Source organism: Mycobacterium sp. IDUB_3, from assembly GCF_055419585.1.
On record NZ_JBVAXZ010000002.1, the window covers coordinates 439,376 to 464,161 of the forward strand.

General features: G+C 69.5%; 26 protein-coding genes and 1 riboswitch. Of the genes, 19 read left to right on the plus strand and 7 right to left on the minus strand.

Translation table 11 applies throughout. From position 1 onward, the window contains the following. Positions 1-3: 3 nt before the first annotated feature. From ACZYVJ_RS22950 to ACZYVJ_RS22960, 3 genes are read right to left on the minus strand one after another with little or no spacing between them, the layout of a single operon-like run. Entirely contained in the window at positions 4-876 is an 873-nt protein-coding gene (locus ACZYVJ_RS22950; protein WP_463833464.1) for an SAM-dependent methyltransferase, read from the minus strand. 5 nt (positions 877-881) lie between these two features. Then, complete coding sequence (locus ACZYVJ_RS22955) at positions 882-1,712, minus strand: mycofactocin-coupled SDR family oxidoreductase (protein ID WP_463833465.1); 831 nt, start codon at positions 1,710-1,712, stop codon at positions 882-884. Beyond that, a complete protein-coding gene (locus tag ACZYVJ_RS22960) occupies positions 1,712-2,026 on the minus strand; it encodes a putative quinol monooxygenase (protein WP_463833466.1) in 315 nt (104 codons plus the stop codon). Before ACZYVJ_RS22960 ends, ACZYVJ_RS22955 begins: the two co-directional genes overlap by 1 nt. A 170-nt stretch (positions 2,027-2,196) precedes the next feature. Between ACZYVJ_RS22960 and ACZYVJ_RS22965 the strand changes: the two genes are divergently transcribed. Further along, positions 2,197-4,710: an FtsK/SpoIIIE family DNA translocase gene (locus tag ACZYVJ_RS22965; RefSeq protein WP_463833467.1), complete on the plus strand. Its 2,514-nt coding sequence runs from the start codon at positions 2,197-2,199 to the stop codon at positions 4,708-4,710. Between the two features lie 5 nt (positions 4,711-4,715). Here the strand turns inward: ACZYVJ_RS22965 and ACZYVJ_RS22970 are convergent, their stop codons facing one another. Further along, entirely contained in the window at positions 4,716-5,258 is a 543-nt protein-coding gene (locus tag ACZYVJ_RS22970) for an amino-acid N-acetyltransferase (protein WP_463833468.1), read from the minus strand. 38 nt (positions 5,259-5,296) lie between these two features. Here ACZYVJ_RS22970 and pgsA point away from each other — a divergent pair, with 38 nt between their 5' ends. The 4 genes from pgsA (at position 5,297) to pspM (ending at position 8,119) form a co-directional block, all read left to right on the plus strand. Next, complete coding sequence (pgsA, locus tag ACZYVJ_RS22975; protein WP_463833469.1) at positions 5,297-5,896, plus strand: CDP-diacylglycerol--glycerol-3-phosphate 3-phosphatidyltransferase; 600 nt, start codon at positions 5,297-5,299, stop codon at positions 5,894-5,896. Between the two features lie 115 nt (positions 5,897-6,011). Beyond that, a complete protein-coding gene (gene clgR, locus ACZYVJ_RS22980; protein WP_007774977.1) occupies positions 6,012-6,338 on the plus strand; it encodes a transcriptional regulator ClgR in 327 nt (108 codons plus the stop codon). 133 nt (positions 6,339-6,471) lie between these two features. Beyond that, positions 6,472-7,299 carry a phage shock protein PspA gene (gene pspA, locus ACZYVJ_RS22985; RefSeq protein ID WP_463833470.1) on the plus strand — a complete coding sequence of 276 codons (828 nt, stop codon included), beginning with the start codon at positions 6,472-6,474 and terminating at the stop codon, positions 7,297-7,299. 10 nt (positions 7,300-7,309) lie between these two features. Continuing rightward, positions 7,310-8,119 (plus strand): phage shock envelope stress response protein PspM, encoded by an 810-nt coding sequence (gene pspM / locus ACZYVJ_RS22990; protein ID WP_463833471.1) that lies wholly within the window; start codon positions 7,310-7,312, stop codon positions 8,117-8,119. 9 nt (positions 8,120-8,128) lie between these two features. On the opposite strand, the gene ACZYVJ_RS22995 is transcribed toward pspM, so the two are convergent. Beyond that, on the minus strand, positions 8,129-8,560 hold the full coding sequence (locus ACZYVJ_RS22995) for a limonene-1,2-epoxide hydrolase family protein (RefSeq protein WP_463833472.1): 432 nt from the start codon (positions 8,558-8,560) through the stop codon (positions 8,129-8,131). Between the two features lie 50 nt (positions 8,561-8,610). On the opposite strand from ACZYVJ_RS22995, the gene ACZYVJ_RS23000 reads away from it, so the two are divergent. Genes ACZYVJ_RS23000 through ACZYVJ_RS23010 form a run of 3 tightly spaced genes read left to right on the plus strand, consistent with a single transcriptional unit; the run spans position 8,611 to position 10,346 of the window. Beyond that, positions 8,611-9,777, plus strand: coding sequence for a glycosyltransferase (locus ACZYVJ_RS23000; protein ID WP_463833473.1), 1,167 nt, complete (start codon positions 8,611-8,613; stop codon positions 9,775-9,777). A 49-nt stretch (positions 9,778-9,826) separates the two neighbouring features. Continuing rightward, the gene (locus ACZYVJ_RS23005; RefSeq protein ID WP_463833474.1) at positions 9,827-10,099 is read left to right on the plus strand and encodes a hypothetical protein; all 273 of its coding nucleotides are present in this window, start codon (positions 9,827-9,829) and stop codon (positions 10,097-10,099) included. 52 nt (positions 10,100-10,151) lie between these two features. After that, on the plus strand, positions 10,152-10,346 hold the full coding sequence (locus ACZYVJ_RS23010) for a DUF3046 domain-containing protein (RefSeq protein ID WP_463833475.1): 195 nt from the start codon (positions 10,152-10,154) through the stop codon (positions 10,344-10,346). Positions 10,347-10,355: 9 nt separating this feature from the next. Here ACZYVJ_RS23010 and ACZYVJ_RS23015 read toward each other — a convergent pair whose 3' ends face one another. Further along, positions 10,356-11,033: a (2Fe-2S)-binding protein gene (locus ACZYVJ_RS23015; RefSeq protein WP_463833476.1), complete on the minus strand. Its 678-nt coding sequence runs from the start codon at positions 11,031-11,033 to the stop codon at positions 10,356-10,358. 40 nt (positions 11,034-11,073) lie between these two features. Next, positions 11,074-11,212: riboswitch (cobalamin riboswitch) on the minus strand. Positions 11,213-11,380: 168 nt separating this feature from the next. Between ACZYVJ_RS23015 and recA the strand changes: the two genes are divergently transcribed. The 4 genes from recA to ACZYVJ_RS23035 all read left to right on the plus strand — a co-directional run bounded on the left by recA (position 11,381) and on the right by ACZYVJ_RS23035 (position 15,111). Next, complete coding sequence (gene recA / locus ACZYVJ_RS23020) at positions 11,381-12,421, plus strand: recombinase RecA (protein ID WP_463833477.1); 1,041 nt, start codon at positions 11,381-11,383, stop codon at positions 12,419-12,421. Beyond that, the gene (gene recX, locus ACZYVJ_RS23025; protein WP_463833478.1) at positions 12,387-12,908 is read left to right on the plus strand and encodes a recombination regulator RecX; all 522 of its coding nucleotides are present in this window, start codon (positions 12,387-12,389) and stop codon (positions 12,906-12,908) included. The genes recA and recX overlap by 35 nt, the downstream gene beginning before the upstream one ends. A 62-nt stretch (positions 12,909-12,970) precedes the next feature. After that, positions 12,971-14,482 carry a tRNA (N6-isopentenyl adenosine(37)-C2)-methylthiotransferase MiaB gene (miaB, locus tag ACZYVJ_RS23030; protein WP_463833837.1) on the plus strand — a complete coding sequence of 504 codons (1,512 nt, stop codon included), beginning with the start codon at positions 12,971-12,973 and terminating at the stop codon, positions 14,480-14,482. 8 nt (positions 14,483-14,490) lie between these two features. Next, entirely contained in the window at positions 14,491-15,111 is a 621-nt protein-coding gene (locus ACZYVJ_RS23035) for an Rv2732c family membrane protein (RefSeq protein ID WP_463833838.1), read from the plus strand. Between the two features lie 6 nt (positions 15,112-15,117). Here ACZYVJ_RS23035 and ACZYVJ_RS23040 read toward each other — a convergent pair whose 3' ends face one another. Beyond that, on the minus strand, positions 15,118-16,449 hold the full coding sequence (locus tag ACZYVJ_RS23040; RefSeq protein WP_463833479.1) for a DUF349 domain-containing protein: 1,332 nt from the start codon (positions 16,447-16,449) through the stop codon (positions 15,118-15,120). Between the two features lie 319 nt (positions 16,450-16,768). Here ACZYVJ_RS23040 and ACZYVJ_RS23045 point away from each other — a divergent pair, with 319 nt between their 5' ends. From ACZYVJ_RS23045 to ACZYVJ_RS23075, 7 genes are all read left to right on the plus strand, one after another. After that, complete coding sequence (locus tag ACZYVJ_RS23045; protein ID WP_463833840.1) at positions 16,769-17,698, plus strand: DMT family transporter; 930 nt, start codon at positions 16,769-16,771, stop codon at positions 17,696-17,698. Positions 17,699-17,936: 238 nt separating this feature from the next. Next, on the plus strand, positions 17,937-18,914 hold the full coding sequence (locus ACZYVJ_RS23050; protein ID WP_463833480.1) for a DMT family transporter: 978 nt from the start codon (positions 17,937-17,939) through the stop codon (positions 18,912-18,914). A gap of 53 nt (positions 18,915-18,967) precedes the next feature. Beyond that, positions 18,968-19,660, plus strand: a complete 693-nt coding sequence (locus tag ACZYVJ_RS23055; RefSeq protein WP_463833481.1) for a class III extradiol ring-cleavage dioxygenase family protein — start codon at positions 18,968-18,970, stop codon at positions 19,658-19,660. An 8-nt stretch (positions 19,661-19,668) separates the two neighbouring features. Further along, positions 19,669-20,613 carry a tRNA (adenosine(37)-N6)-dimethylallyltransferase MiaA gene (gene miaA / locus ACZYVJ_RS23060; protein ID WP_463833841.1) on the plus strand — a complete coding sequence of 315 codons (945 nt, stop codon included), beginning with the start codon at positions 19,669-19,671 and terminating at the stop codon, positions 20,611-20,613. A 4-nt stretch (positions 20,614-20,617) separates the two neighbouring features. Further along, positions 20,618-21,490 carry a diaminopimelate epimerase gene (gene dapF, locus ACZYVJ_RS23065; RefSeq protein WP_463833482.1) on the plus strand — a complete coding sequence of 291 codons (873 nt, stop codon included), beginning with the start codon at positions 20,618-20,620 and terminating at the stop codon, positions 21,488-21,490. Positions 21,491-21,535: 45 nt separating this feature from the next. Continuing rightward, a complete protein-coding gene (gene hflX / locus ACZYVJ_RS23070; protein WP_463833483.1) occupies positions 21,536-22,975 on the plus strand; it encodes a GTPase HflX in 1,440 nt (479 codons plus the stop codon). A 154-nt stretch (positions 22,976-23,129) separates the two neighbouring features. Further along, positions 23,130-24,290: an acyl-CoA dehydrogenase family protein gene (locus ACZYVJ_RS23075; RefSeq protein ID WP_463833484.1), complete on the plus strand. Its 1,161-nt coding sequence runs from the start codon at positions 23,130-23,132 to the stop codon at positions 24,288-24,290. Positions 24,291-24,786: the final 496 nt, after the last annotated feature.

The following is a 24,786-nucleotide window of genomic DNA, read 5'->3' on the forward strand; positions in this document are numbered from 1 at the left end:
CCGCTAGAGCTTCTCCGCGTAGGCCGACCACTCCAGTTGCGAGGCCTTGAGTTTGCGGCCGGTGGGTTCGACATAGCGCTGGGCGAGCTCCTCGGGACCGGCCTGCTCCACCAGCCGCCAGCCGTACTCGCCGAGGAACGCGGCGACCTCGTCGGGCTGCAGGCCGAAATGCCACAGCTGCCGCCGCTGGCGCACGGTGCGGTACAGCGTGCGGGTGCCATACCGGTTGGTGCCGTCGATGAAATCCCTACGGACGTAGGTGAACACCAAACGGCTGCCGGGTGCGGTCGCGCGCAGGCCGTCCAGCGTGCGCCGCACCGTCGCCTCGGTGAGGTATTGGGTGACGCCCTCGCAGATGAAGAACACCCGGTAGTCGGTGCGATAGCCGTGCTCGGCGAGCGAGGTGAGCAGGTCGTCATGCTCGAGGTTCAACGCCACCAGCCGAACCGACAGCGGCAGCTCGCCGAGCACCCGGCGCACCGTCTTGAACTTCCTGGCGACGTTCACCGGCAGATCGACCTCGAACACCGGGATGCGCACCCGCCGCGTCAAGAGGTAGGCGCGGGTGTCCAGCCCCGCCCCGAGGATGACGACGGCGTTGATGTCGTCGAGCGAGTCCTTGAGCTTGTCGGCGATAAAACGCTTGCGGCAGGCCAGATTCGCCCACAATCCCGGACCGGTGAACTCCGAGCCGCGGATCATCAGCCGGCGAATCGGCGCGAACCGGGTCGCCCCGACGAGCCACCGCAGCGGGCGGGGCAGGAAGAGCTCGGCGAAGTCGTCGTCGACCAGGCGGCGCCCGGGCGGCTCGTTCTGCTCGACCGCGGCCAGCACCATCGGGCCAAATGCAGTCTGCGCAACCGGGTTTCGTGCCATGGCGGCTACTTGTTCAGGAATCCCGCGTCGACCGGCAACGTCACACCGGTGATGTAGCGTGCCTGATCGGACACCAGCCATGCCACCGCGTTGGCGATGTCCTCGACGTCCAGTACCTCGACCGGCATGGCGTTGCCCATGGCTCCCGGTGTATCCGTCCCGGCGGCCATCTTGGCCAGCCACTCGCGGGTGAACTCGTTGTTGATCATCGGCGTCTCGACGCCGGACGGATGGATGGAGTTGACCCGGATCATCTGTCCGGCAAGTAGATTCGCGTAAACCCGCATCAGCCCGACCACCCCGTGTTTGGCGGCGACGTAGCCGACGGAACCGGCGTCCGGGCCGCCGACCCCGGCCAGCCCCGCGCTCGAACTGATCAGCACGATCGACCCGCCGGTGCCCTGCTTGACCATCATGGGTATCGCGACCTTGATGGTGTGGTAGACGCCGGTCAGGTTGACGTTGATGACGTCGTGCCAGCCGTCGTCACCGGATTGCATGGGGGCGATCCCGGCGTTGGCCACCACGATGTCCAGCCGGCCGAACTCGTCCAGGCCCGCCTGCAGCGCCGCCGACAGCGATTCGCGGTCGCGGACGTCGCCACGAGCGGCCACGATGCGGGCGCCGGTGTCTTCCACCAGCTTCACGGTGGCCGCCAGGTCCTCGGGCGTGGCCAGCGAGTAGGGGACGCTGGCGATCTGGTCGCACAGGTCGACGGCGATGATGTCCGCGCCGTCGGCGGCCAGCCGCACCGCGTGCGCGCGGCCCTGGCCGCGCGCCGCGCCGGTGATGAAAGCGACCTTGCCCGTCAAGGGCCCTTGCGACGAGCGGGTCATCAGGGCCGCAACTGTCCTTTGGCCGGGTCGCCCGCCGGGACCGGCTGCAGCATCTTGATGTCGGGGGCCCCGTCCAGGTGCTCGCCGGCCGCGGTGAACATCTTGGTGACCGCCGGTGCGGTGCTGTGCGCCTTGAGCGCCTCGGCGTCGGCCCACTGCTCGACGAAGACGAACGTCTCGCCCGACTGGTGCAGCGAATAGACCTGGCAGCCCGGCTCGTCGTGCACTTCTTCGACCGCCCGCGTGAGGATGTCGCGAACGGTGTCGACCGACTCCGGTTTGACGGTCAATGTAGCGACGACGACAACGGGCATTGCTGGCCTCCTGGGGCGCGGTGGGGGTGGGTGACGAGCACGACTTCTAACAACCGAATGTCACCCTACTCACGCGATTCGGCGCCCGATTGGCCCCATGCCCGACAAGCCGAACCGTAACCAGTGTGGCGGGTGGTGTAGATGATGTCGTTGCGACTACCCTTGCCGTCATGCCCAGTAAGACCGCCGCCCGCTCCGGAAGCCGAACGAGCAGGTCAAAGGCTACTTCGCGCGCCAGCGGGTCCAGGGGTGCGCGCCCGGCGGCGCCCCGAAAGAAGGTCGGCAAACCCGCCAGGCGGCGTAATCACGCGCCGCTGGTCGGCGCCGGGGTGACCTGCGGCCGCGCCGCGCGCGCCGTCTGGCTGCTGGCCGCCCGGGGGACGGGCACCGCGGCCCGGTCGATCGGGCGGGCCCACGACATCGACCCCGGGCATCGCCGCGACGGCATCGCGCTGCTGTTGCTGGGCTTTTCCGTGGTGGTCGCCGCCAGCTCGTGGTTCCACGCCGCCGGCCCGGTCGGCACGTGGGTCGACACCCTGCTGCGGACCTTCATCGGCGCGGGTGTGCTGGCGCTGCCCGTCGTCACCGCCGCGGTGGCGGTGACCCTGATGCGCACGGAGCCCAACCCGGATGCGCGCCCCCGACTGATCCTGGGGGCCAGCCTGATCACGCTGTCGGTTCTCGGCCTGCGCCACCTGTGGTCCGGTTCGCCGGGAGACCCGGAAGCGCGCCGCCGCGCGGCGGGTTTCATCGGCTTCGCCATCGGCGGGCCGCTCTCGGACGGGCTCACGCCCTGGATCGCCGCGCCGTTGTTGTTCATCGGCTTCATGTTCGGCCTGTTGCTGCTGACCGGCACCACCATCCGCGAGGTGCCCGTGGTGATGCGCAACCTGTTCCACACACGGTTCGTCGACGAGGACTACGACGACGAGCCCTACGACTACGCGGACGAGTTCGACGACGACGCCGAGGCGGAGCCCGCCAACTACTCCGACGACGCGTCCTCCGTCCCGGAGGCGCCGCCGGCGTGGTCACCGGACGACGATGCCCAGGCCGCGCTGCAGGACGACATTCCCACCGTGCCCGAACCGGCCGTCCAGCCCGCCCTGGGGGGCTCGCGGGGCCGCAAGCGCGGACGGTCGACGGACAAGCACGACACCGTCGAGCTGGACCGGGTCGTCGAGGGTCCCTACACGCTGCCGTCGCTGAGCCTGCTGGTGGCGGGCGACCCGCCCAAGAAGCGCAGCGCCGCGAACAACGTCATGGCCGACGCCATCACCGAGGTGCTGACCCAGTTCAAGGTGGACGCCGCCGTCACCGGCTGCACCCGCGGGCCGACCGTGACCCGCTACGAGGTCGAGCTGGGGCCGGGCGTCAAGGTCGAGAAGATCACCGCGCTGCAGAAGAACATCGCCTACGCGGTGGCCACCGAGAGCGTGCGCATGCTGGCCCCGATCCCGGGCAAGTCGGCGGTGGGCATCGAGGTGCCCAACACCGACCGGGAAATGGTCCGGTTGGCCGACGTGCTCACCGCGCCGTCGACGCGGCGCGACCATCACCCGCTGATCATCGGGCTCGGCAAGGACATCGAGGGCGATTTCATCTCGGCGAACCTGGCCAAGATGCCGCACCTGCTGGTGGCCGGCTCGACCGGTTCCGGTAAGTCCAGCTTCGTCAACTCCATGCTGGTATCGCTGCTGGCGCGCGCCACTCCGGAAGAGGTCAGGATGATCCTGATCGACCCGAAGATGGTGGAACTCACGCCGTACGAAGGCATTCCGCATCTGATCACCCCGATCATCACCCAGCCCAAGAAGGCGGCGGCCGCGCTGGCGTGGCTGGTGGAGGAGATGGAGCAGCGCTACCAGGACATGCAGGCGTCCCGGGTGCGGCACATCGACGACTTCAACGAGAAGGTCCGCTCCGGTGCCATCACCGCGCCACTGGGCAGCCAGCGCGAATACCGGCCGTACCCGTACGTGGTGGCGATCGTCGACGAGCTGGCCGACCTGATGATGACGGCGCCGCGCGACGTCGAGGACGCCATCGTGCGGATCACCCAAAAGGCCCGCGCCGCAGGCATTCACCTGGTGCTGGCTACCCAGCGCCCGTCGGTGGACGTGGTCACCGGTCTGATCAAGACCAACGTGCCGTCCCGGCTGGCGTTCGCCACGTCGTCGCTGACCGACAGCCGCGTCATCCTGGATCAGGCCGGCGCGGAAAAGCTGATCGGCATGGGTGACGGCCTGTTCCTGCCGATGGGGGCGAACAAGCCGATCCGGCTGCAGGGCGCATTCATCACCGACGAGGAGATCCACGCCGTCGTCACCGCCTGCAAGGACCAGGCCGAACCCGAGTACACCGAGGGCGTCACCGCCGCCAAGCCCACCGGCGAACGCACCGACGTCGACCCCGACATCGGCGACGACATGGACGTGTTCCTGCAGGCCGTCGAGCTGGTGGTGTCCAGCCAGTTCGGCTCCACGTCGATGCTGCAGCGCAAGCTGCGCGTCGGCTTCGCCAAGGCCGGCCGGCTGATGGACCTGATGGAGACCCGCGGCATCGTCGGGCCGTCGGAGGGCTCCAAGGCGCGCGAGGTGCTGGTCAAGCCCGACGAACTCGCGGGGACGCTGGCGCTGATCCGGGGCGGCGCCAATGCCGACGGATCCGACGAGACCGAATAACGCCGCTAAAGCCTCAGCAGCATCCGCGAGTTGCCGAGGATGTTCGGCTTGACGTAGCTCAGGTCCAGGAACTCCGCGACACCGATGTCATAGGAGCGGCACATCTCCTCGAACACCTCGGCGGTGACGGGCGTGCCCTCGATTTCGGTGAAGCCATGCCTGGCGAAGAATTCGGTTTCGAACGTCAGCACGAACAGCCGCTTCAACTGCAACTCGCGGGCGACCTCGAGCAGCCGGTCGACGATCGCGTGGCCGATGCCGTGTCCGGTCAGCGCCGGGGCGACCGCGACGGTGCGGACCTCGCCGAGGTCCGACCACATCACGTGCAGCGCGCCGCAACCGACCACCTGGCCTGGAGAATCGGGGTGCTCGGCCACCCAAAACTCCTGGATAGCCTCGTACAGCGTCACGAGGTTCTTCTCCAGCAGGATCTTTCCCGCGTAGGTGTCGACCAGCTGCTTGATGGCCGGCACGTCGGACGTTCGCGCGCGCCGAACCAGCGGCCGAGGGCGCTGCGGACTTTGGGTCACGGCTAACAGTATCGACATCGCGGACGGGTGCGCTGGTCAACCGTTATTCTGTTGCCGTGTCGGGGCAGCCGCAGACGGGTCCGGTGGTAGGCCGCGCAAACATCGCCAACCTCGCCAACACGCTGACCCTGTTGCGGCTTGTGCTGGTGCCGATCTTCCTGCTCGCCTTATTCGCTGGAGACGGCCACCAAAACGGTTTCCGCGTGGTGGCTTTCGTCATCTTCGCGGCCGCCTGCATCACCGATCGGCTGGACGGCCTGCTGGCCCGCAACTACGGCATGGCGACCGAATTCGGTGCATTCGTAGATCCGATCGCGGACAAGACGCTGGTGGGGTCGGCGCTGATCGGGCTCTCGATGCTCGGTGAACTGCCGTGGTGGGTCACGGTGCTGATCATGGTCCGCGAATTCGGGGTCACCGTGCTGCGGCTGGCCGTGATCCGCCGCGGCGTCATCCCGGCCAGCTGGGGCGGCAAAGTCAAGACCGTGGTGCAGGTGCTGGCCATCGGATTGTTCGTGCTGCCCTGGGCGGGATCGCCGGGGCCGTTCCGGGTGATCGCGGCGGTGGTGATGGGCGTGGCAATCGTGCTCACAGTGATCACCGGGATCGACTACGTCGTGTCGACCGTCCGGGAAGTGCGCCGCACGCCCGGCTGATTTCGGCGGGTGCGACGGGAACCAGACCCTCGCCGGCGGCGTTCACCTAATGAGCACCTGCCGGAGGCAAGCTGAGTATCTGCCGCGCAGGTTCGACTGGACGAAGGAGGGCGGGATGCCGCCATTGGTGCGAGAGGTCATCGGCGACGTGCTGCGCGAGGCCCGCACGACACAGGGCCGGACGCTGCGCGAGGTGTCCGATTCGGCGCGGGTGAGCCTCGGTTACCTGTCCGAGGTGGAACGCGGCCGCAAGGAACCGTCCAGCGAGCTGCTGAACGCGATCTGTGACGCGCTGGACGTCCCGCTGTCGTCGGTTCTCACCCACGCCGGCGAGCGGATGGCCAGCGAGGAGCGCGCGGCCGTCGGCGCGGCCACCGACGGCGCGAGCGGCACCAGCATCAAGGTCGTCATCCCGCCGGTGGCGTCGTTGGCGCTGGCCTGAGCGCCGGGGACCGATCCCGCGTAAGGGGTGGGGCGATCGGCGCCGACCCACTAAATTGAGCGACAGGCGCAGAGCCCCGCAGGCCCATCCGGGGACCATCCGGATCCTCAAGAAGCGAAGGTGGAGCTAACTCATGGCCAATCCGTTCGTCAAGGCGTGGAAGTACCTCACGGCGCTGTTCAATGCCAAGATCGACGAGCACGCAGACCCCAAGGTGCAGATCCAGCAGGCCATCGAGGAAGCGCAACGCACGCACCAGGCGCTGACCCAGCAGGCCGCACAGGTCATCGGCAACCAGCGGCAACTCGAGATGCGGCTCAACCGTCAGCTGGCGGACGTGGAGAAGTTGCAGGTCAACGTGCGTCAGGCCTTGACGCTGGCCGACCAGGCCACCGCAGCCGGTGACGCCGCGAAGGCCGCCGAGTACAACAACGCCGCCGAGGCTTTCGCCGCCCAACTGGTGACCGCCGAGCAGAGCGTCGAAGACCTCAAGACGCTGCACGACCAGGCGCTGGGGGCGGCCGCGCAGGCCAAGAAGGCCGTCGAGCAGAACGCCATGATGCTGCAGCAGAAGATCTCCGAACGCACCAAGCTGCTCAGCCAGCTTGAGCAGGCCAAGATGCAGGAGCAGGTGAGCGCTTCGCTGCGGTCGATGAGCGACCTGGCCGCCCCCGGTAACGTCCCCAGCCTCGACGAGGTGCGCGACAAGATCGAGCGGCGATACGCGAACGCGATCGGGGCCGCCGAGCTCGCGCAGGGTTCGGTGCAGGGCCGGATGCTCGAGGTCGAGCAGGCCGGGGTGCAGATGGCCGGTCACTCCCGCCTGGAGCAGATTCGCGCCTCGATGCGTGGTGAGGCGCTTCCGACCGGTGGGACGCCGGCCGCCGGGACGACGCCCGCCACTCCCGCGCCCGCGGAGAGCGCGGGCGGCTCGGTCCCCGAGAAGCCACTTGGCCAGTAGCCGAAGTGTCATGGCGGTGAAAGCGACGCAGCCCGGTCCGTGGCGCGCGCTGCTGCATCGTGGCCTGGCCACCGCCGCCGACCTGTCCGATCTGGTGGCCCGCCGGATCAGCGCGGCCGCGGATCCGCGCGCCCGGTTGCTGCGGCGGCGTCGCCGCGCGCTGCGGTGGGGCCTGATCTTCAGCGCCGGATGCGTGTTCTGGGCCGCGGTGACGATGCTGCTCGCCGCCTGGGGCTGGTTCGCATTGCTGCTCGAAATCACCGGTGGCGTCGCGGTTTTCATGGCCATCCCGGCGACGCTGTTGCTGCTGCGCTATCGCTGGCTGCGGTCCGAGCCGCTGCCGACGCCCCGGACCACGAACGTGCGCCGGCTGCCGCCGCCGGGTTCGGCGGCGCGCCCCGCGATGTACGCGCTGGGCGCCTCCGAGCGTGGCTTTTCCTCGCTGGTGGCCGTGATCGAGCGGGGCACGATGTTGCCGACCGCCGAGATACGCGACCTGACCGCGGCCGCCACCCGGACCTCGGCCGCAATGGCGTCCACCGCCGCGCAGGTGGTGTCGATGGAACGTGCGGCACAGGCCAGCGAGGAATCGCGGTCGTATCTGGTGCCCACCATCAACGCGTTCACCGCGCAGCTGGGTGCCGGTGTCCGCCAATACAACGAAATGGTTACCGCGGCAGCGCAACTGGTGTCGTCGGCGAACGGCGACGGATCGGCCGCGTCGCAGCATTACCGCGCCGAGCTGGCCGGGGCGACCGATCGCCTCATCGGCTGGGCGCAGGCGTTCGACGAACTCGGCGGATTGCGCGGGACCGGCTAGGCGCCGGCGTCAGAACGTAGCTTTCAGCGACGGCAGCACCAGCGCCGCCAAGCCGCGCGCGGTGGCCTTGAGCATGTCGAAGAAGTCGAAGTAGTCCCGCCACAACGTGATTCGCCCGTTCTGGACCTCGAACACGCCGCACACCCAGAACTGCAGCCGCAGCGGGCCGAAGATCAGCGCGTCGGTGCGTTCGGTGAGCACCGCGCCGCCGTGGGCCGCGATGCGATGGATCTTCACCTCAAAGGCGGCGCGGCCCTCCATCCGGCGAAACAGCTTGATGGCCCTGGCCCGGCCATGGATGGTGGGCAGGCCGACGTTCTCGTAGACGAGATCGTCGGCCAGCGCGGCGTCGGCGGCGTCGTAATCCGCGTCCTGCAGGGCGTTCAGGAATCCTTCGACCGTGCGGGTGTTCGCAACGGTTGTGCCAGTCAGCTCGGTCATCTTGCCAGCGTAGGCGCGTGGCAACGGGGCGCTATGGCAGGGTAAGCACGATGCGCGTCGCCGTGGTCGCCGGGCCGGATCCCGGGCATGCGTTCCCGGCGATCGCGCTGTGCCGGCGCTTCGCCGAAGCCGGCGACGAGCCCACTCTGTTCACCGGCGCCGAATGGCTGGACGCCGCCCGCGGGACCGGCATCGACGCCGCCGCGCTGGACGGGCTGGCGGCCCTCGACGACGACGTCGATGCCGGGGCCCGGATCCACCGGCGCGCCGCGCGGATGGCCGTGCTCAACGTGCCCGCGCTGCGCGAATTGGCGCCCGACCTGGTGGTGTCCGACGTCATCACCGCCGGCGGTGGCATGGCCGCCGAGCTGTTGGGCATCCCGTGGATCGAACTCAACCCGCACCCGCTGTACCTACCGTCGCAAGGACTGCCGCCGATCGGCAGCGGGCTGGCGCCGGGCACCGGCATCCGGGGCCGGCTGCGCGATGCCGCGATGCGCGCGCTGACGGCGCGATCGGTGCGTACCGGCCTGCAGCAGCGCGCCGACTCGCGCGTCGAGATCGGGCTGCCGGCGCGCGATCCCGGCCCGCTGCGCCGGCTGATCGCGACGCTGCCCGCGCTGGAGGTTCCCCGCCCGGACTGGCCCGCCGAGGCCGTCGTCGTCGGGCCGTTGCACTTCGAACCGACCGACCGGATTCTCGAGGTCCCGGCGGGGTCCGGGCCGGTGGTGGTCATCGCGCCGTCGACCGCCTTGATCGGCACCGAGGGCCTCGCCGAGGTGGCGCTGGCGTGCTTGACGCCGGGGGAGACCCTGCCGGCGGGGTCGCGCCTGCTGGTGTCGCGGTTGGACGGTCCGGAGCTGACGGTGCCGCCGTGGGCGACCGTCGGGCTGGGACGCCAGGACGAGCTGCTGGCGCATGCCGACCTGGTGATCTGCGGCGGCGGCCACGGCATGGTGGCCAAGACGCTGCTGGCCGGCGTGCCGCTGGTGGTGGTGCCCGGCGGCGGTGACCAGTGGGAGATCGCCAACCGGGTGCAGCGCCAGGGCAGCGCCCGGCTGATCCGGCCGCTGACCGCCGACACGCTGGTGGCCGCGGTCAACGAGGTGCTGTCGTCGCCGGGTTACCGTGCGGCGGCGCAGGCGGCGGCGGCCGGCGTCGCCGGCGTCGCCGACCCGGTCCGGGTGTGCCGCGACGCGCTGGCGGTCGCCGGATGATCCGCAGCGCGCCGCCGCGGTCGCCTTATGCTTCGGCGGGATGCACCCGATGAGGATCATCACGACAATCGCCGCCGGCGCCGTGGCGGCCGGCGCGCTGGCCGGCGCGGCCGTCGCGCACGCCGACAGTCCCGAGGAACAGCAGGCCTGCCAGTTGATGGACGATCCGGCCGCCGCCCAACAGGGACTCGCGCCGGCCGAGTACGCCTTCATGCAGTTGCGCGCCACCATGTCGGCCCAACGCGCGCGCGACGTGATGTCCATCGCGGTGCAGGAGGACTGCCCCAACCACATCATCGACCTGCCGGCCAGCTGGCGGTAGCGCGCTTCGCGCTCAGGTGTCCGATACCTGCGGGCTGGGTATGTTGACTGGCGTGCGGCTAACGGAGTTTCACGAGCGGGTAGTCCTACGCTTTGGCACTACCTACGGGTCTTCGGTCCTGGTGGATCACGTGCTGACCGGCTTCGACGGCCGCACGGCGGCCCAAGCCATCGAGGCCGGGATCGAGCCCCGCGACATCTGGCGGGCGTTGTGCGTGGACTTCGACGTGCCTCGGGAACAGTGGTGATCTGACGCGTCAGTCGTATGCCGGGTACGCGTTCTGCCGCAGCACGCAGTCGCCGCACAGAGAACTTCCCGGCAGTCGATAGAAAAGGCAACAGCTGCGGCGGCTGAAGCCCAGTTCTGGGCCGGTCAGGACACCGGACCCGGCCAGCACGCCGGTGTCCAACAGCGACCGCGTCATCTCCACGATCGCGGGGCGCAGGTCCGGCCGCGCCGACAGCATGGCCCGTGCGGCTCCCACCAGTGCGGAGGCGATGTTGCCCGCGAGCAGGGCGGGCGCCAGGTTGACCCGCAGGCCGGCGGCGAGCGGCCGCATGTGCTCGCTCACCACGATGCGATACAGCATGTCCGGTGCGGGGAAGGTGACGGGTTTCCCGGCAGGTTCGGGCAGTCGTAGCTGTGCACCGTCGTCGGCGCGCTGCAGGTCTTCGAGGTCGGGGACGACGCCGTGGCCGACCGCGCAGGCGAGCACCGGAGACCACAGCCGAGTGGCGTGGGCGAGGTGAACCAGCGACGCGCCGATCCGCAGATCGGCCGTGCGGTAGCGCCGAATGGTGGCGTCGATCAAGTCGGCACAGCCGTCCGCGTAGGACTGTCCGACCGGATGCCATCCCGCGGCGTCTCCACCCACGGTCAGAGTGAAAAAGCCTCCGTAGCAAGCTATTTCAGCCAGCTGAGCGGAGATGTCCATTGCTTCGCGACCGCCTCTTGGGGAAATCCGCCCCGGTTGTGGTGAGGGCGCGTCGACGGCGAGTATCTGGCTCTCTCGGGTGGGCATGCCCATGGAGATCACAGTGGCGGGACCGCACCGGATTCACACCGGTTTCCTCGTGCTTTCGGGCTGGAAGGCCCGTCGACGCCTTTCGGTAGCCGATGTTGCCACACGCGACGGAGAGAACGGCGTGTCGACCTTGAATCGAACACCTGTTCGGCTACTGTGGTGAGTGTTCGGCCAGCCAACTTGTCGGTGGCCCTCTCTAGTGTCACCGACAACCGACCGATACCGGTCAGACGAACACCGACTATAGGAGAGGCACCATGGCGCAAGCCCCCGACCGCGAGAAGGCTCTCGAACTGGCGATGGCCCAGATCGAAAAGAGCTATGGCAAAGGCTCGGTGATGCGTCTCGGCGACGAGACCCGTCAGCCGATCTCGATCATCCCGACCGGATCCATCGCACTGGACGTTGCCCTGGGCATCGGCGGGCTGCCCCGCGGCCGGGTCGTGGAGATCTACGGCCCGGAATCCTCGGGTAAGACCACCGTCGCCCTGCACGCGGTGGCCAACGCCCAGGCCGCCGGCGGCGTCGCCGCCTTCATCGACGCCGAGCACGCCCTGGATCCCGACTACGCCAAGAAACTCGGCGTGGACACCGATTCCCTGCTGGTCAGCCAGCCCGACACGGGGGAGCAGGCCCTCGAGATCGCCGACATGCTGATCCGCTCCGGCGCCCTGGACATCCTGGTCATCGACTCGGTGGCCGCGCTGGTGCCGCGCGCCGAGCTCGAAGGCGAGATGGGCGACAGCCACGTCGGACTACAGGCCCGGCTGATGAGCCAGGCCCTGCGGAAAATGACTGGCGCGCTGAATAATTCGGGCACCACCGCGATCTTCATCAACCAGCTGCGCGAGAAGATCGGAGTGATGTTCGGCAGCCCCGAGACCACCACGGGTGGAAAGGCTTTGAAGTTCTACGCGTCGGTGCGCATGGACGTGCGCCGGATCGAGACGCTCAAGGACGGCACCAACGCGGTCGGTAACCGCACCCGGGTCAAGATCGTCAAGAACAAGGTGGCGCCGCCCTTCAAGCAGGCCGAGTTCGACATCCTCTACGGCCACGGGATCAGCCGGGAAGGATCGCTGATCGACATGGGCGTGGAGCAGGGCTTCATCCGCAAGTCCGGCTCCTGGTTCACCTATGAGGGTGAGCAGCTCGGTCAGGGCAAGGAGAACGCCCGCACCTTCCTGATGGAAAACGACGAAGTCGCCAACGAGATCGAGAAGAAGATCAAGGAAAAGCTCGGCATTGGCGCGGTCGTGACCGATGACGACGTCCTGCCCGCCCCCGTCGACTTCTGAGCCCTCCCGCGAAGAGCAGGCGCGGGCGCTGTGCCTGCGCCTGCTCACCGCGAGAGCGCGCACCAGGGCCGAGTTGCACGGCCGGCTGGCCAAACGCGGCTATCCCGACGACGTCAGTGAACGGGTGCTCGACCGGTTGGCCTCCGTCGGCTTGATCGACGACGCCGACTTCGCCCAGCAGTGGGTGCGGTCCCGCCGGGCGCACGCCGGGAAGAGCAAACGTGCCCTGGCCGCCGAGCTGCACACCAAAGGCGTCGACAACGACGTGATCACCGCGGTACTGGCCGGGATCGACGCCGGCGCCGAGCGGGACCGGGCGGAGCAGTTGGTCCGGTCCAAGCTGCGCCGCGAGACGCTGAACGACGACGACGCGCGGGTGACCCGCAGGCTGGTGGGGATGCTGGCGAGGCGGGGTTACAGCCAGAACATGGCGTGCGAGGTCGTGTTCGCCGAGTTGGCCGCCGAGCGGGAGCGCCGCCGGGTCTAGGCCGGTGACGTGCGGTTTCTCGCGCGCCGACCGGTCGCCGTACCATTGGCCCCGTGACTTCGATGGTGCGAGAGACCGTGGCGGCGGCCGCCGCGCCGGCGCGCACCTACCAAGTCCGCACCTACGGCTGCCAGATGAACGTCCACGACTCGGAACGGTTGGCGGGCCTGCTGGAAGCGGCCGGCTACCAGCGCGCGGCCGACGGCGCCGACGCCGACGTGGTGGTGTTCAACACCTGCGCCGTGCGCGAGAACGCCGACAACAAGCTGTACGGCAACCTCAGCCACCTGGCGCCGCGCAAGCGCGAGGATCCCGAGATGCAGATCGCCGTCGGCGGCTGCCTGGCGCAGAAGGACCGGGACGCCTTGCTGCACAAGGCGCCCTGGGTCGACGTCATCTTCGGCACCCACAACATCGGGTCGCTGCCCACGCTGCTGGAGCGCGCCCGGCACAACAAGGTCGCCCAGGTGGAAATCGCCGAGGCGCTGCGGGAGTTTCCGTCGTCGCTGCCCAGCGCACGCGAATCCGCCTATGCCGCTTGGGTTTCCATTTCCGTCGGGTGCAACAACAGCTGCACGTTCTGCATCGTCCCGTCGCTGCGCGGCAAGGAGGTCGACCGCAGCCCTGACGACATCCTGGCCGAGGTCGCCTCGCTGGTCGACGACGGCGTGCTCGAGGTCACGCTGCTCGGTCAGAACGTCAACGCCTACGGGGTGTCCTTCGCCGACCCCGGCCTGCCCCGCGACCGCGGCGCCTTCGCCCGCCTGCTGCGGGCCTGCGGCGACATCGACGGCCTGGAGCGGGTGCGGTTCACCTCGCCGCATCCGGCCGAATTCACCGACGACGTGATCGAGGCCATGGCGCAGACGCCGAACGTCTGCCCCGCCCTGCACATGCCGCTGCAGTCCGGATCCGACCGGGTGCTGCGCGCCATGCGACGGTCCTACCGGGCCGAGCGTTACCTCGGCATCATCGACCGCGTCCGGGCCGCCATGCCGCACGCCGCCATCACCACCGACCTGATCGTCGGATTCCCCGGTGAGACCGAAGAGGACTTCGCCGCCACGCTCGACGTGGTGCGTCAGGCCCGGTTCTCGGCCGCGTTCACCTTCCAGTACTCCAAGCGGCCCGGCACCCCGGCCGCCGAACTCGACGGCCAGATCCCGAAAGCCGTTGTGCAGGAACGCTATGAGCGGCTCATCGAGCTGCAGGAGGCGATCTCGCTGGAGGGCAATCAGGCGTTGATCGGTCACACCCTCGAATTGCTGGTCGCCAGCGGTGAAGGGCGCAAGGACAGCCGCACCGCCCGCATGTCCGGGCGGGCCCGCGACGGCCGGCTGGTGCACTTCGCCGTCGACACACCCGGGGACGTCAGGCCCGGCGACATCGTCACCACGGTGATCACCGGCGCCGCACCCCACCACCTCATCGCCGACGCGGGCGTCGTCACGCATCGCCGCACCCGGGCGGGCGATGCGCAGGCCGCCGGGCAGCGCCCGCGCGGCATCGGCCTTGGCATGCCCGCCGTCGGGCCGCCCGCCGGCCCGGCCGAACCCCTTGGATGTGCGCTGTGAAAAACGAGATGAACAACGACGACGCACAACTCGGCGCCCTGCGGACCGAGATCGAGGCCGCCGAACGCCGCGTGGCCCGCGGAATCGACCCCGGGCCGCGGGCCTTCTTCGTGTCGATCCTGGTGTTCGTGCTGCTGGCGTCGTTCATCCTGCCGCACACCGGCGACGTGCGCGGCTGGGACGTGTTGTTCGGCAGTCACGGCGCCGGTGCGGCCGCCGTCGGCCTGCCGTCGCGGGTGTTCGCCTGGCTGGCGCTGGTGTTCGGCGTCGGCTTCTCGATGCTGGCGCTGGTGACGCGGCGCTGGGCGTTGGCCTGGGTTGCGTTGGCGGGCACGGCCATCGCGGGCGCCGCGGGCATGCTGGCGATCTGGTCGCGTCAGACCGTGGCCGCGGGGCACCCGGGGCCGGGCTGGGGTCTGATCGTCGCCTGGCTCACCGTGCTCGTCCTCATCTACCACTGGGCCCGGGTGGTCTGGGCGCGCACCATCGTGCAACTCGCCGCCGAGGAGCAGCGGCGCCGCGTCGCGGCGGAGCAGCAGTCAATCACCCTGCTGGACGGCCTCGACGATCCGGCCCCGCCCGCCCCCGCGGAGACCCGCGACGACCCCGGCACGACCAACGGGATCTGACGGCCGCTAGGGCTTGCGGGTCAGGGCCTCGACGGCCGCCTGCGCCCATTGCCGCCACTGCTCAGCGTTGGCCTTGGCCTCTTCGGCCTCCTTGGTGCGGCCCGCGGCCGCGGCCTTCTGCGCCTGCTGTTCGTATTGCTCGGCGCGGGCCTGGAACTGCTCGGCCCGGGCCTGCGCTTGTGGGTCGGACCAGCCCACGTCGCCGGCGTCGCGCACCTTCTTCTCGACCGCGCGCAGCCGGCGCTCCAACTCGGCGGACCGCTCGCGCGGGACCTTGCCGATCGCGTCCCACTTCTCGGTGATCGCGCGCAGCGCCGCGCGGGCGGCGTCGTGGTTGCTGGTGTCCAGCTTCTCCGCCTCGGCCAGCAGCGCCTCTTTGGCGGTCGCATTGGCCCGGAACTCCGCGTCCTTCTCCGCCGTCACCGCGTTGCGGGCGGTGAAGAACACGTCCTGGGCGGCCTTGAAACGCCGCCACAGGGCGTCGTCGACCTCCCGGGTCGCCCGGCCGGCCGCCTTCCACTCGGTGAGCAGCTTGCGGAATTCCGCGCTGGTTGCGGTCCAGTCGGTCGAGTCGGACAGCGCTTCGGCCCGCTCGCACAGGCGCTCCTTGGCCTCACGGATCCCCGCGCGCTCCCGGTCCAGCTCCGCGAAATGCGATCCCCGCCGCCGGTTGAAGGCCTCCCGGGCCGCGGAGTAGCGCTTCCACAACGCGTCGTCGACCTTGCGGTCCACCCCGCTGATCGTCTTCCACTCGTCGAGGATCGCGCGGAATCGGTCACCCGCGGCCTTCCACTGCGTCGAGTTGGCGGCCAACTCCTCGGCCTCCGCGGCCAGCGCCTCCTTGCGGGCGGTCTGGGTGGCGCGATGCTCCTCGCGCCGGGAGCGCTCGGCGGCGACGGTCGCCTCCGCGTGCTCGGCGATGGTGGTCAACCGGCCCGCCAGCGCGTCGATATCGCCCAGCACGGCCGCCGTCGGCAGTGTCTCGGCCAGCTCGGCCGCGTGTGCCTTGATCTTGCGCGCGTCACCGCTGCCGGAGGCCAGGCGCTCCTCCATCAGGGTGACCTCGGTGGCCAGGTCGTCGAAGCGCCGGCCGAAGTGGGCGAACGCCGCCTCGCGGTCGCCGGCCTGCCAGGAGCCGATGATGCGCTCGCCGGCGGAACTGATCAGCCATACCGTGCCGTCGTCTTCCACGCGCCCGAACTCGTGTGGATTGCTGGGCGGCGGCGGCACCACCAGCGGGTGCGCGGTGGTGGGCCGCGGTGTCGGCCGGGGGCCGGGACGCGGTCCCGGACGCGGCGCGGGCCGAGCTGAATCGTCGCGAGGCTCGTCAGCCGTCATGCGCTCGTCACTACCCTTCCAAACCGTTCGCGCGGTCCGTGTCCCGCGCGCCTGCCGCGCGTAGCGGCACCGTCTCCTGCATCTGCCGGACGCCCGGGGCCGGGTTGTCCCAACAGCTGCTTAACAGTATTCAAGCAGCTTGCTCTGGCACGCGCCGCCACCTTTCCATTCCCGACCGGCCCGGCGGCCGCGAGGCGCCGTCGCCGTCTCCGGGTGGGCGGGTACCGTCGTCCTATCGCGTCACCGCAGCGGAGTCCGGAGAACCCGGGTGGCGTTGTCTTCGGCCCTCGTCGGGGTCGCGCGTCGATGGGAGGTCACCATCGCCAAAGTGGACATTGCGGCGCTTCTCGCGCTGATCGCCGCGCTGATGTCGGGCGTCGGCGACGTGATCCGGCAGCGCTCCGCGCAGGAAATCACCGACGAGCAGGTGGGACACCTCGAGCTGTTGCGGATGTCGTTGCGCGACGTCCGGTGGTGGCTGGGCGGGATCGCGGCGGTGGGCAGCTTCACGCTGCAGGCGGTGGCGCTGAGCCTGGGGTCGGTGGTGCTGGTGCAGGCCTTGCAGGTGACGGCGCTGCTGTTCGCCCTGCCCGTCTACGCCTGGCTGACCAAGCACCGGTTGAGGCGCCGGGAGTGGGTGTGGGCGGTCCTGCTGGCCGGCGCGGTGGCGGCCTTCGTCACCGTCGGCGAGCCGGCCGCCGGTTTTCAGCGGGCGTCGCTGGATTCCTGGGCGGTGGTCGCGATGGTGATCGGACCGGTGATGGCGTTCTGCGTGCTGGGCGCGCGCCTCTGGTCGGGCCCGCTGGCCGCGGTGTTGCTGGCGCTGGTGTCGGCGTCGTCCTGGGCGTTGTTCGCGGTGCTCACCAAGGCGGTCGTCGACGTGCTGCCGGACGGGCCGGGGGCGCTGCTGCGCACCCCGGAACTGTACGGCTGGTTGTTGGTCGCGGTGCTCGGCACGATCTTTCAGCAGTCGGCGTTTCGGGCCGGTGCGCTCACCGCGTCGTTGCCGACGATGACGGTGGCCGAGCCGCTTGTCGCGTCGGTGCTCGGGGTCACCGTGCTCGGTGAGACGCTCGGCGCCAAGGGCCCCGCGGTAATCGCGCTGGTGGCCGCGGTGGTGGTGGTCGTCGTCGCGACCACCGCGCTGGCCCGGGGCGAGGCCGCCTCCATGAGCGCGGCCGACGGCTCGCCGGACGATCAGAGCGATGTTGTGACTCTTATCCCATCGCGCGCGGTGGGCGAGGCGTGAAAAGGGCTGGCAGCGAACGGGGCTTCGCCATCGCTCACAGCTACCTGTGTAGTTCTCTTAGAGTTATCCCACGCGTTACATAGATTGCTGAAGTAATAGTTGAACGGTTACCTACGGCGCAGTTAGCAACGTGTGCAACGTCATAAGTTTGTAGTTGAACTGAACGCAAATTGTGCGTGTATTTGCTGGCGCCACGGGGAAAGCTGGGTCGAACGGTCGTTAGGCGGAGGGGTCGAGCATGTCGAAAGTTGATGTCGCAGCGTTACTGGCTTTGTGCGCGGCGCTGGCATCGGCGGTCGGCGACGTGATCCGGCAGCGCTCCGCGCACGAGGTCACCGACAAGCAGGTCGGCCACCTCGAACTGTTCCGCATGTCGCTCAAGGACACCCGGTGGTGGCTGGGCGGCCTGGCCGCGATCACCAACTACAGCCTGCAGGCCGCCGCCCTGGCGTGGGGCTCGGTTGTCCTGGTGACCGCGCTACAGGTGACCGCCCTGCTGTTCGCCCTGCCCATCTACGCGCGGCTGGCCCATCACCGGGTGAAGCCCCGCGAATGGATGTGGGCGCTCATCCTGGCCGCCGCGCTGGCGGTCGTCATCATCGTCGGCGACCCCGCGGCCGGGCAGCAGCGCGGGCTGCTGCAAACCTGGCTCATCGTCGCCATGGTCATGATCCCCCTGCTGGTGGCCTGCGTGGTGGCGGCGCGGCGCTGGTCCGGCAGCGCGTTCTCAGCCGTGCTGCTCGCGGTGGTGGCGGGTTCCTCGCTGGCGCTGTTCGCGGTGCTGACCAAGGGCGTCGTCGAGATGTCCGAGAACGGCCCGATGGCCGTGGTGACGTCGCCAGAATTCGTGCCCTGGCTGCTGGCGGCCCTGGCCGGGATGATCTTCCAGCAGTCGGCATTCCGCGCCGGCACGCTGACCGCGTCGCTGCCGACGATGACGGTGGCCAAGCCGACGGTCGCCGGCCTGCTCGGGGTTCTGGTGCTGGGTGAGACGCTGAACGCCAGCGGCCCCAGAGCGTTCGCGCTGATCGGGGCGGTGGCAGTGGTCATCATCGCGACGATCGCTCTGGCCCGCGGCGAAGCCGCCAGCATCGACCAGGCGGAGCGGGGGGCGGGTGGTGCCCCGCGAGAAGTGCGGGCCCGAGAGATAACCGAAGACGACGACTTCGGTCCCTTCAGTGACCGTCTGGTTGTGGCGGACAGCTTCCTGCGGTGACGTCCGACACGGCAGGCCGCACTAGCGCCGGGTCGCCGCGTTAGTTTGGTGGCGTGCTGAGCGCCATTGCGATCGTCCCGTCGGCGCCGGTCCTCGTCCCGGAACTCGCCGGAATGGCCGCCGCCGAAGTGGCAGACCTGGCCGCGGCGACGCTCGCCGCGGCCGCCATGCTGCCCGACCGCTGGGTGGTGATCGGGGTGGGACCCGACGACGACGTGCTGAGTCCCCACGTGGCGGGCACCTTCGCGGGTTTCGGTGCGGACGTCCGGGTCCGGCTCTCCCCGCAGTCTGACGAGGCCGCCCCGCCGATGGCGCTCCCGGTCTGTGCGCTGCTGGCCGGCTGGGTGCGCGGCCAGGCACAGCCGCACGCCACCGCGCAGGTCCGCGTCTACCGCGCGGACCACGACGCCGACACCGCGCTGAGCCTCGGCACCCACCTGCGCGGCGAGATCGACCGGCTGGCCGAGCCGGTCGGGGTGCTGGTCGTGGCCGACGGCGCGAACACGCTGACACCGGCCGCCCCCGGCGGATACGACCCGGACAACGACGACGCCCAACAGGCTCTGGACGACGCGCTGGCCGGCGGCGACATCGCCGCGCTGCGCCGCCTGCCGCGCCAGATCCTGGGGCGGGTCGCATTTCAGGTGCTGGCCGGCCTGGCCGAGCCCGGACCCCGATCGGCCAAGGAGCTGTACCGCGGAGCGCCCTACGGGGTGGGCTACTTCGCCGGCGCCTGGCAGCTGTGACGGCCGCAGTGCGCCCCCTGGCGATCATCGGCCCGACAGGCACCGGCAAGTCGCAGTTGGCCCTCGACGTCGCGGAACGGGTCGAGGGGCTCGGCGGCCGCGCCGAGATCGTCAACGCCGACGCGATGCAGCTCTACCGTGGCATGGACATCGGCACGGCCAAGCTGCCGGTCGACGCCCGCCGCGGCATCCCGCATCACCAGCTCGACGTCCTCGACGTCACCGAGACCGCGACCGTCGCCCGCTATCAGGTGGCCGCCGCGGCCGACGTCGAAGCGATCGCGGCCCGGGGTGCGCTGCCGATCATCGTGGGCGGCTCCATGCTGTACATCCAGTCGCTGCTCGACGACTGGTCGTTTCCGGCCACCGATCCCGAGGTGCGCGCGCGCTGGGAGCAGCGGCTCGCCGAGATCGGGGTGGGCGGGTTGCACGCCGAGCTGGCCCGTCGCGATCCCGCCGCGGCCGCGTCCATCCTGCCCACCGACGCCCGGCGCACCGTGCGGGCCCTGGAGGTGGTCGAGCTGACCGGCCAGCCGTTCGCCGCCTCCGCGCCACAGATCGGCGAACCCAGGTGGGGCACCGCGATCGTCGGATTGGACTGCGACACAACGCTTCTCGACGACCGGTTGGCCCGGCGCACCGATGCCATGTTCGACCAGGGCCTGGTCGATGAGGTGATCGCGCTGCTGGACAAGGGCCTGCGCGACGGGGTCACCGCATCGCGGGCGCTGGGCTACGCGCAGGTGCTGACCGCGCTGGACCAGAGCGGTCCGGGGGGCCCCGGCGCCGATCAACTGCGGGAGGCGCGCGAGCAGACCTTCTTCGGCACCCGGCGCTACGTCCGGCGCCAGCGGTCCTGGTTTCGCCGCGATCACCGGGTGCAGTGGCTCGACGTCGCCGACGGCGCCCACGTCGTCGACGCCGCCGTGCGGGCGTGGCGGCAAGTACCCTGAACAGGTGATCTTCGCGAAGGGCCACGGCACCCAGAACGACTTCGTGGTGCTGCCGGACCCGCAGGCCGAGCTGAGCCTGACCGGGGCGCGGGTGGCCGCGCTGTGCGACCGGCGTCGCGGGCTGGGCGCCGACGGGGTGCTGCGGGTTACGACCGCAGGCGCGGCGCTGTCAGCCGGCGTGCTCGACCGGGTGCCCGACGGGGTGGGCGCCGACGACTGGTACATGGACTACCGCAACGCCGACGGGTCCGTCGCCCAGATGTGCGGCAACGGTGTGCGTGTCTTCGCGCACTACCTACGCGCCAGCGGCATGGAATCCCGCGACGAATTCGTGGTCGGATCGCTGGCCGGTCCGCGACCGGTCGCGGTGCACCGCGCCGATGCCACCACCGCCGACATCAGCGTCGACATGGGCAAGGCGAACACGCTGGGCCCCGGCGACGCGGTGGTGGGTGGCCGGCGGTTCACCGGCCTGTCGGTCGACGTCGGCAATCCGCACCTGGCCTGCGTCGACCCGCAACTGACGGCCGATGCGCTGGCGGCGCTGGACGTCGCGGCGCCGGTCAGCTTCGATGCCGCCCAGTTCCCGGACGGGGTGAACGTCGAGATCGTCACCGCACCGGCCGATGGGGCGGTGCACATGCGCGTGCACGAGCGAGGAGTCGGCGAGACGCGTTCGTGCGGCACCGGAACGGTCGCGGCCGCGGTCGCCGCGCTGGCCGGGTCGGGCGCCTCCACCGGCACCCTGACCGTTCACGTGCCCGGCGGGGAGGTCGTCGTCACCATCACCGACGCCACCAGCTTCCTGCGAGGACCGTCCGTACTGGTAGCCCGAGGAGAACTCAGCGAGGAATGGTGGCGCGCACAGCAGCGTTAATCAAGTGCACGTCACAGCTTTTGCGTGCATCATCTTTTATTGCCTATGACAGAACCAGAATTTCATGACCACGCTCCGGCAATCCCGGAGCCCAGCACGGGTGAACTCGCCCTCGAGGATCGGTCTGCGCTGCGCCGCGTCGCCGGCCTGTCGACCGAACTCACCGACGTCTCCGAAGTCGAATACCGCCAGCTCCGGCTCGAGCGGGTCGTCCTGGTGGGCGTGTGGACCGACGGCACCGCCGCGGACAGCGAGGCCAGCATGGCCGAGCTCGCCGCCCTGGCCGAAACCGCCGGCTCGGAGGTGCTCGAAGGGTTGATCCAGCGCCGCGACAAGCCCGACCCGTCGACCTACATCGGCTCCGGCAAGGCGCAGGAACTGCGGGAGGTGGTCCTGGCGACCGGCGCCGACACCGTCATCTGCGACGGTGAGCTGTCCCCGGCTCAGCTGACCGCACTGGAAAAGGCCGTCAAGGTCAAGGTGATCGACCGCACCGCGCTGATCCTGGACATCTTCGCCCAGCACGCCACCAGCCGGGAGGGCAAGGCGCAGGTCGCGCTGGCGCAGATGGAATACATGTTGCCGCGGCTGCGCGGCTGGGGTGAGTCGATGTCGCGGCAGGCCGGTGGCCGGGCCGGCGGCAGCGGGGGAGGCGTGGGCCTGCGCGGTCCCGGTGAAACCAAGATCGAGACGGACCGGCGGCGCATCCGCGAGCGGATGGCCAAGCTGCGCCGCGAGATCAAAGACATGAAGCAGGTCCGCGACACCCAGCGCAGCCGGCGGGTGCGCAGCGACCTGCCCGCGATCGCCATCGTCGGCTACACCAACGCCGGCAAGTCGAGCCTGCTCAACGCGTTGACCGGGGCCGGAGTGCTGGTGCAGGACGCGTTGTTCGCCACCCTGGAGCCCACCACCCGGCGCGCCGAGTTCGAGGACGGCCGACCCTTCGTGCTCACCGACACCGTCGGATTCGTCCGGCACCTGCCCACCCAGCTGGTCGAGGCGTTCCGCTCCACGCTGGAAGAGGTCGTCGACGCCGATCTGCTGGTGCACGTCGTCGACGGCTCCGACGTCAACCCGTTGGCGCAGATCAACGCGGTCCGCCAGGTCGTCTCCGAAGTCGTCGCCGACTACGGCACCGACCGCGAGGGCGACGCACCACAGGAGTTGGTGGTGGTGAACAAGGTCGACGCCGCAAGCGATTTGATGCTGGCCAAGCTTCGTCACGCCCTGCCGGGTGCCATGTTCGTGTCCGCTCGCACCGGCGACGGCATCGACGCCCTGCGCCGCCGGATCGCCGAACTCGCCGTACCGGCCGATACCGCCGTCGACGTGGTGATCCCGTACCACCGCGGCGACCTGGTGGCCCGCCTGCACGCCGACGGGCGCGTCCAGCAGGAGGAGCACAACGCCGAGGGCACCCGGATCAGGGCCCGCGTTCCGATGGCCCTGGCCGGGCGGCTGCGCGAGTTCTCGGCCGGCTGACCGGCGCACGCGCCCCCGGTATCTCCGGCGATCCGTGCAGCGCAGGGCCCGTCCGACCCCCTCGAGGCGGCGGTAGCCGACCCCGCCGGCTGCCTACCAACCGTCCGGTTGGTATATCTTGGGCTGCAGAAATCCCAGTCGCCGGAGGTCTTCCATGAGCAGCGCCATCAAATACCAGCGCACTCTTTTCGAGCCAGAGCACGACCTGTTCCGTGAGTCCTACCGGGGCTTTTTGGAGCGCCACGTCGCGCCCTACCACGACGAGTGGGAGAAGGCGAAGATCGTCGACCGCGGTGTGTGGCTCGAGGCGGGCAAGCAAGGCTTCCTCGGCATGGCGGTGCCCGAAGAGTACGGCGGCGGCGGCAACCCGGACTTTCGGTACAACGCGATCATCACCGAGGAGACCACCGCCGGGCGCTACAGCGGCATCGGTTTCGGCCTGCACAACGACATCGTCGCGCCGTACCTGCTTGCCTTGGCCACCGAGGAGCAGAAGCAGCGTTGGCTGCCGAAATTCTGCACCGGAGAGCTGATTACGGCGATCGCGATGACCGAGCCTGGAACCGGTAGCGACCTGCAGGGCATCAAGACCCGCGCGGTCAAGCAGGGCGACCACTACGTGCTCAACGGCTCAAAGACGTTCATCACCAACGGAATCAACTCCGACCTGGTGATCGTGGTCGCGCAGACCGACCCGGAAAAGGGTGCGCAGGGCTTCTCGCTGCTCGCCGTCGAGCGCGGCATGGAGGGCTTCGAACGGGGCCGCCACCTGGACAAGATCGGGCTGGACGCCCAGGACACGGCCGAGCTGTCGTTCACCGACGTACACGTGCCGGCCGAAAACCTGCTGGGCCAGGAGGGCATGGGGTTCATCTACCTCATGCAGAACCTTCCCCAGGAACGCATCTCGATCGCCATCATGGCGGCCGCGGCCATGGAGCAGGTGCTGGAACAGACCCTGCAATACACCAAGGAGCGCAAGGCATTTGGCAAGCCGATCGGCAGCTTCCAGAACAGCCGCTTCGTGCTCGCCGAGCTGGCGACGGAGGCGACCGTGGTCCGCATGATGGTCGACGAATTCGTCCGGCTGCACCTGGACCACAAGCTGACCGCCGAGCAGGCCGCGATGGCCAAGTGGTACTGCACCGAAAAGCAGGTGTACCTGATCGACCGCTGTCTGCAACTGCACGGTGGTTACGGCTACATGCGCGAATACCCCGTTGCCCGTGCCTATCTGGACGCGCGGGTGCAAACCATCTACGGCGGCACGACCGAGATCATGAAGGAAATCATCGGCCGCAGCCTCGGCGTATAGCGTTTCTTTTGCTGGATGGCGGCCGCGCGCTTAGAAATGGGCGCGACCAACATTCGTCGGGCGACTCGCGCAGCGCTTTGCCGGTGAGCGACAAACGCACCGATGCGTGATTGGCGTGATTGGTCCGTAGCGTCGGGGTAGGGCGTCGTGGAATGCGCCGATGGCTCACGTACCTTCCGCGGATGTGTTTCGGGTGTGGCGACCGCGTCACCACACGTGGTCAGGCCCATGACCGATGCCGGCGACGGCTGGTGCGCGCTGCGCGGCCGCGTCCGGTGCAATTCCGCTGTGCGAGTCGGCAGTCCGGCCGCGACATTCGATCCCGCGTTCGCGCTTTTCTGTGCGATATGAGCAACACCGCGCGAACGGCGGCGCGACTCGGACGCGATTGGGGCCGTTGGCACGCATCATTTCGACATCGGTGTGGTATCCGTTTTTGTAGAATTCGTGATTTGACTTCGCATTCCTTGCTGGCTGGAGCAAAGTAATGCGAGCC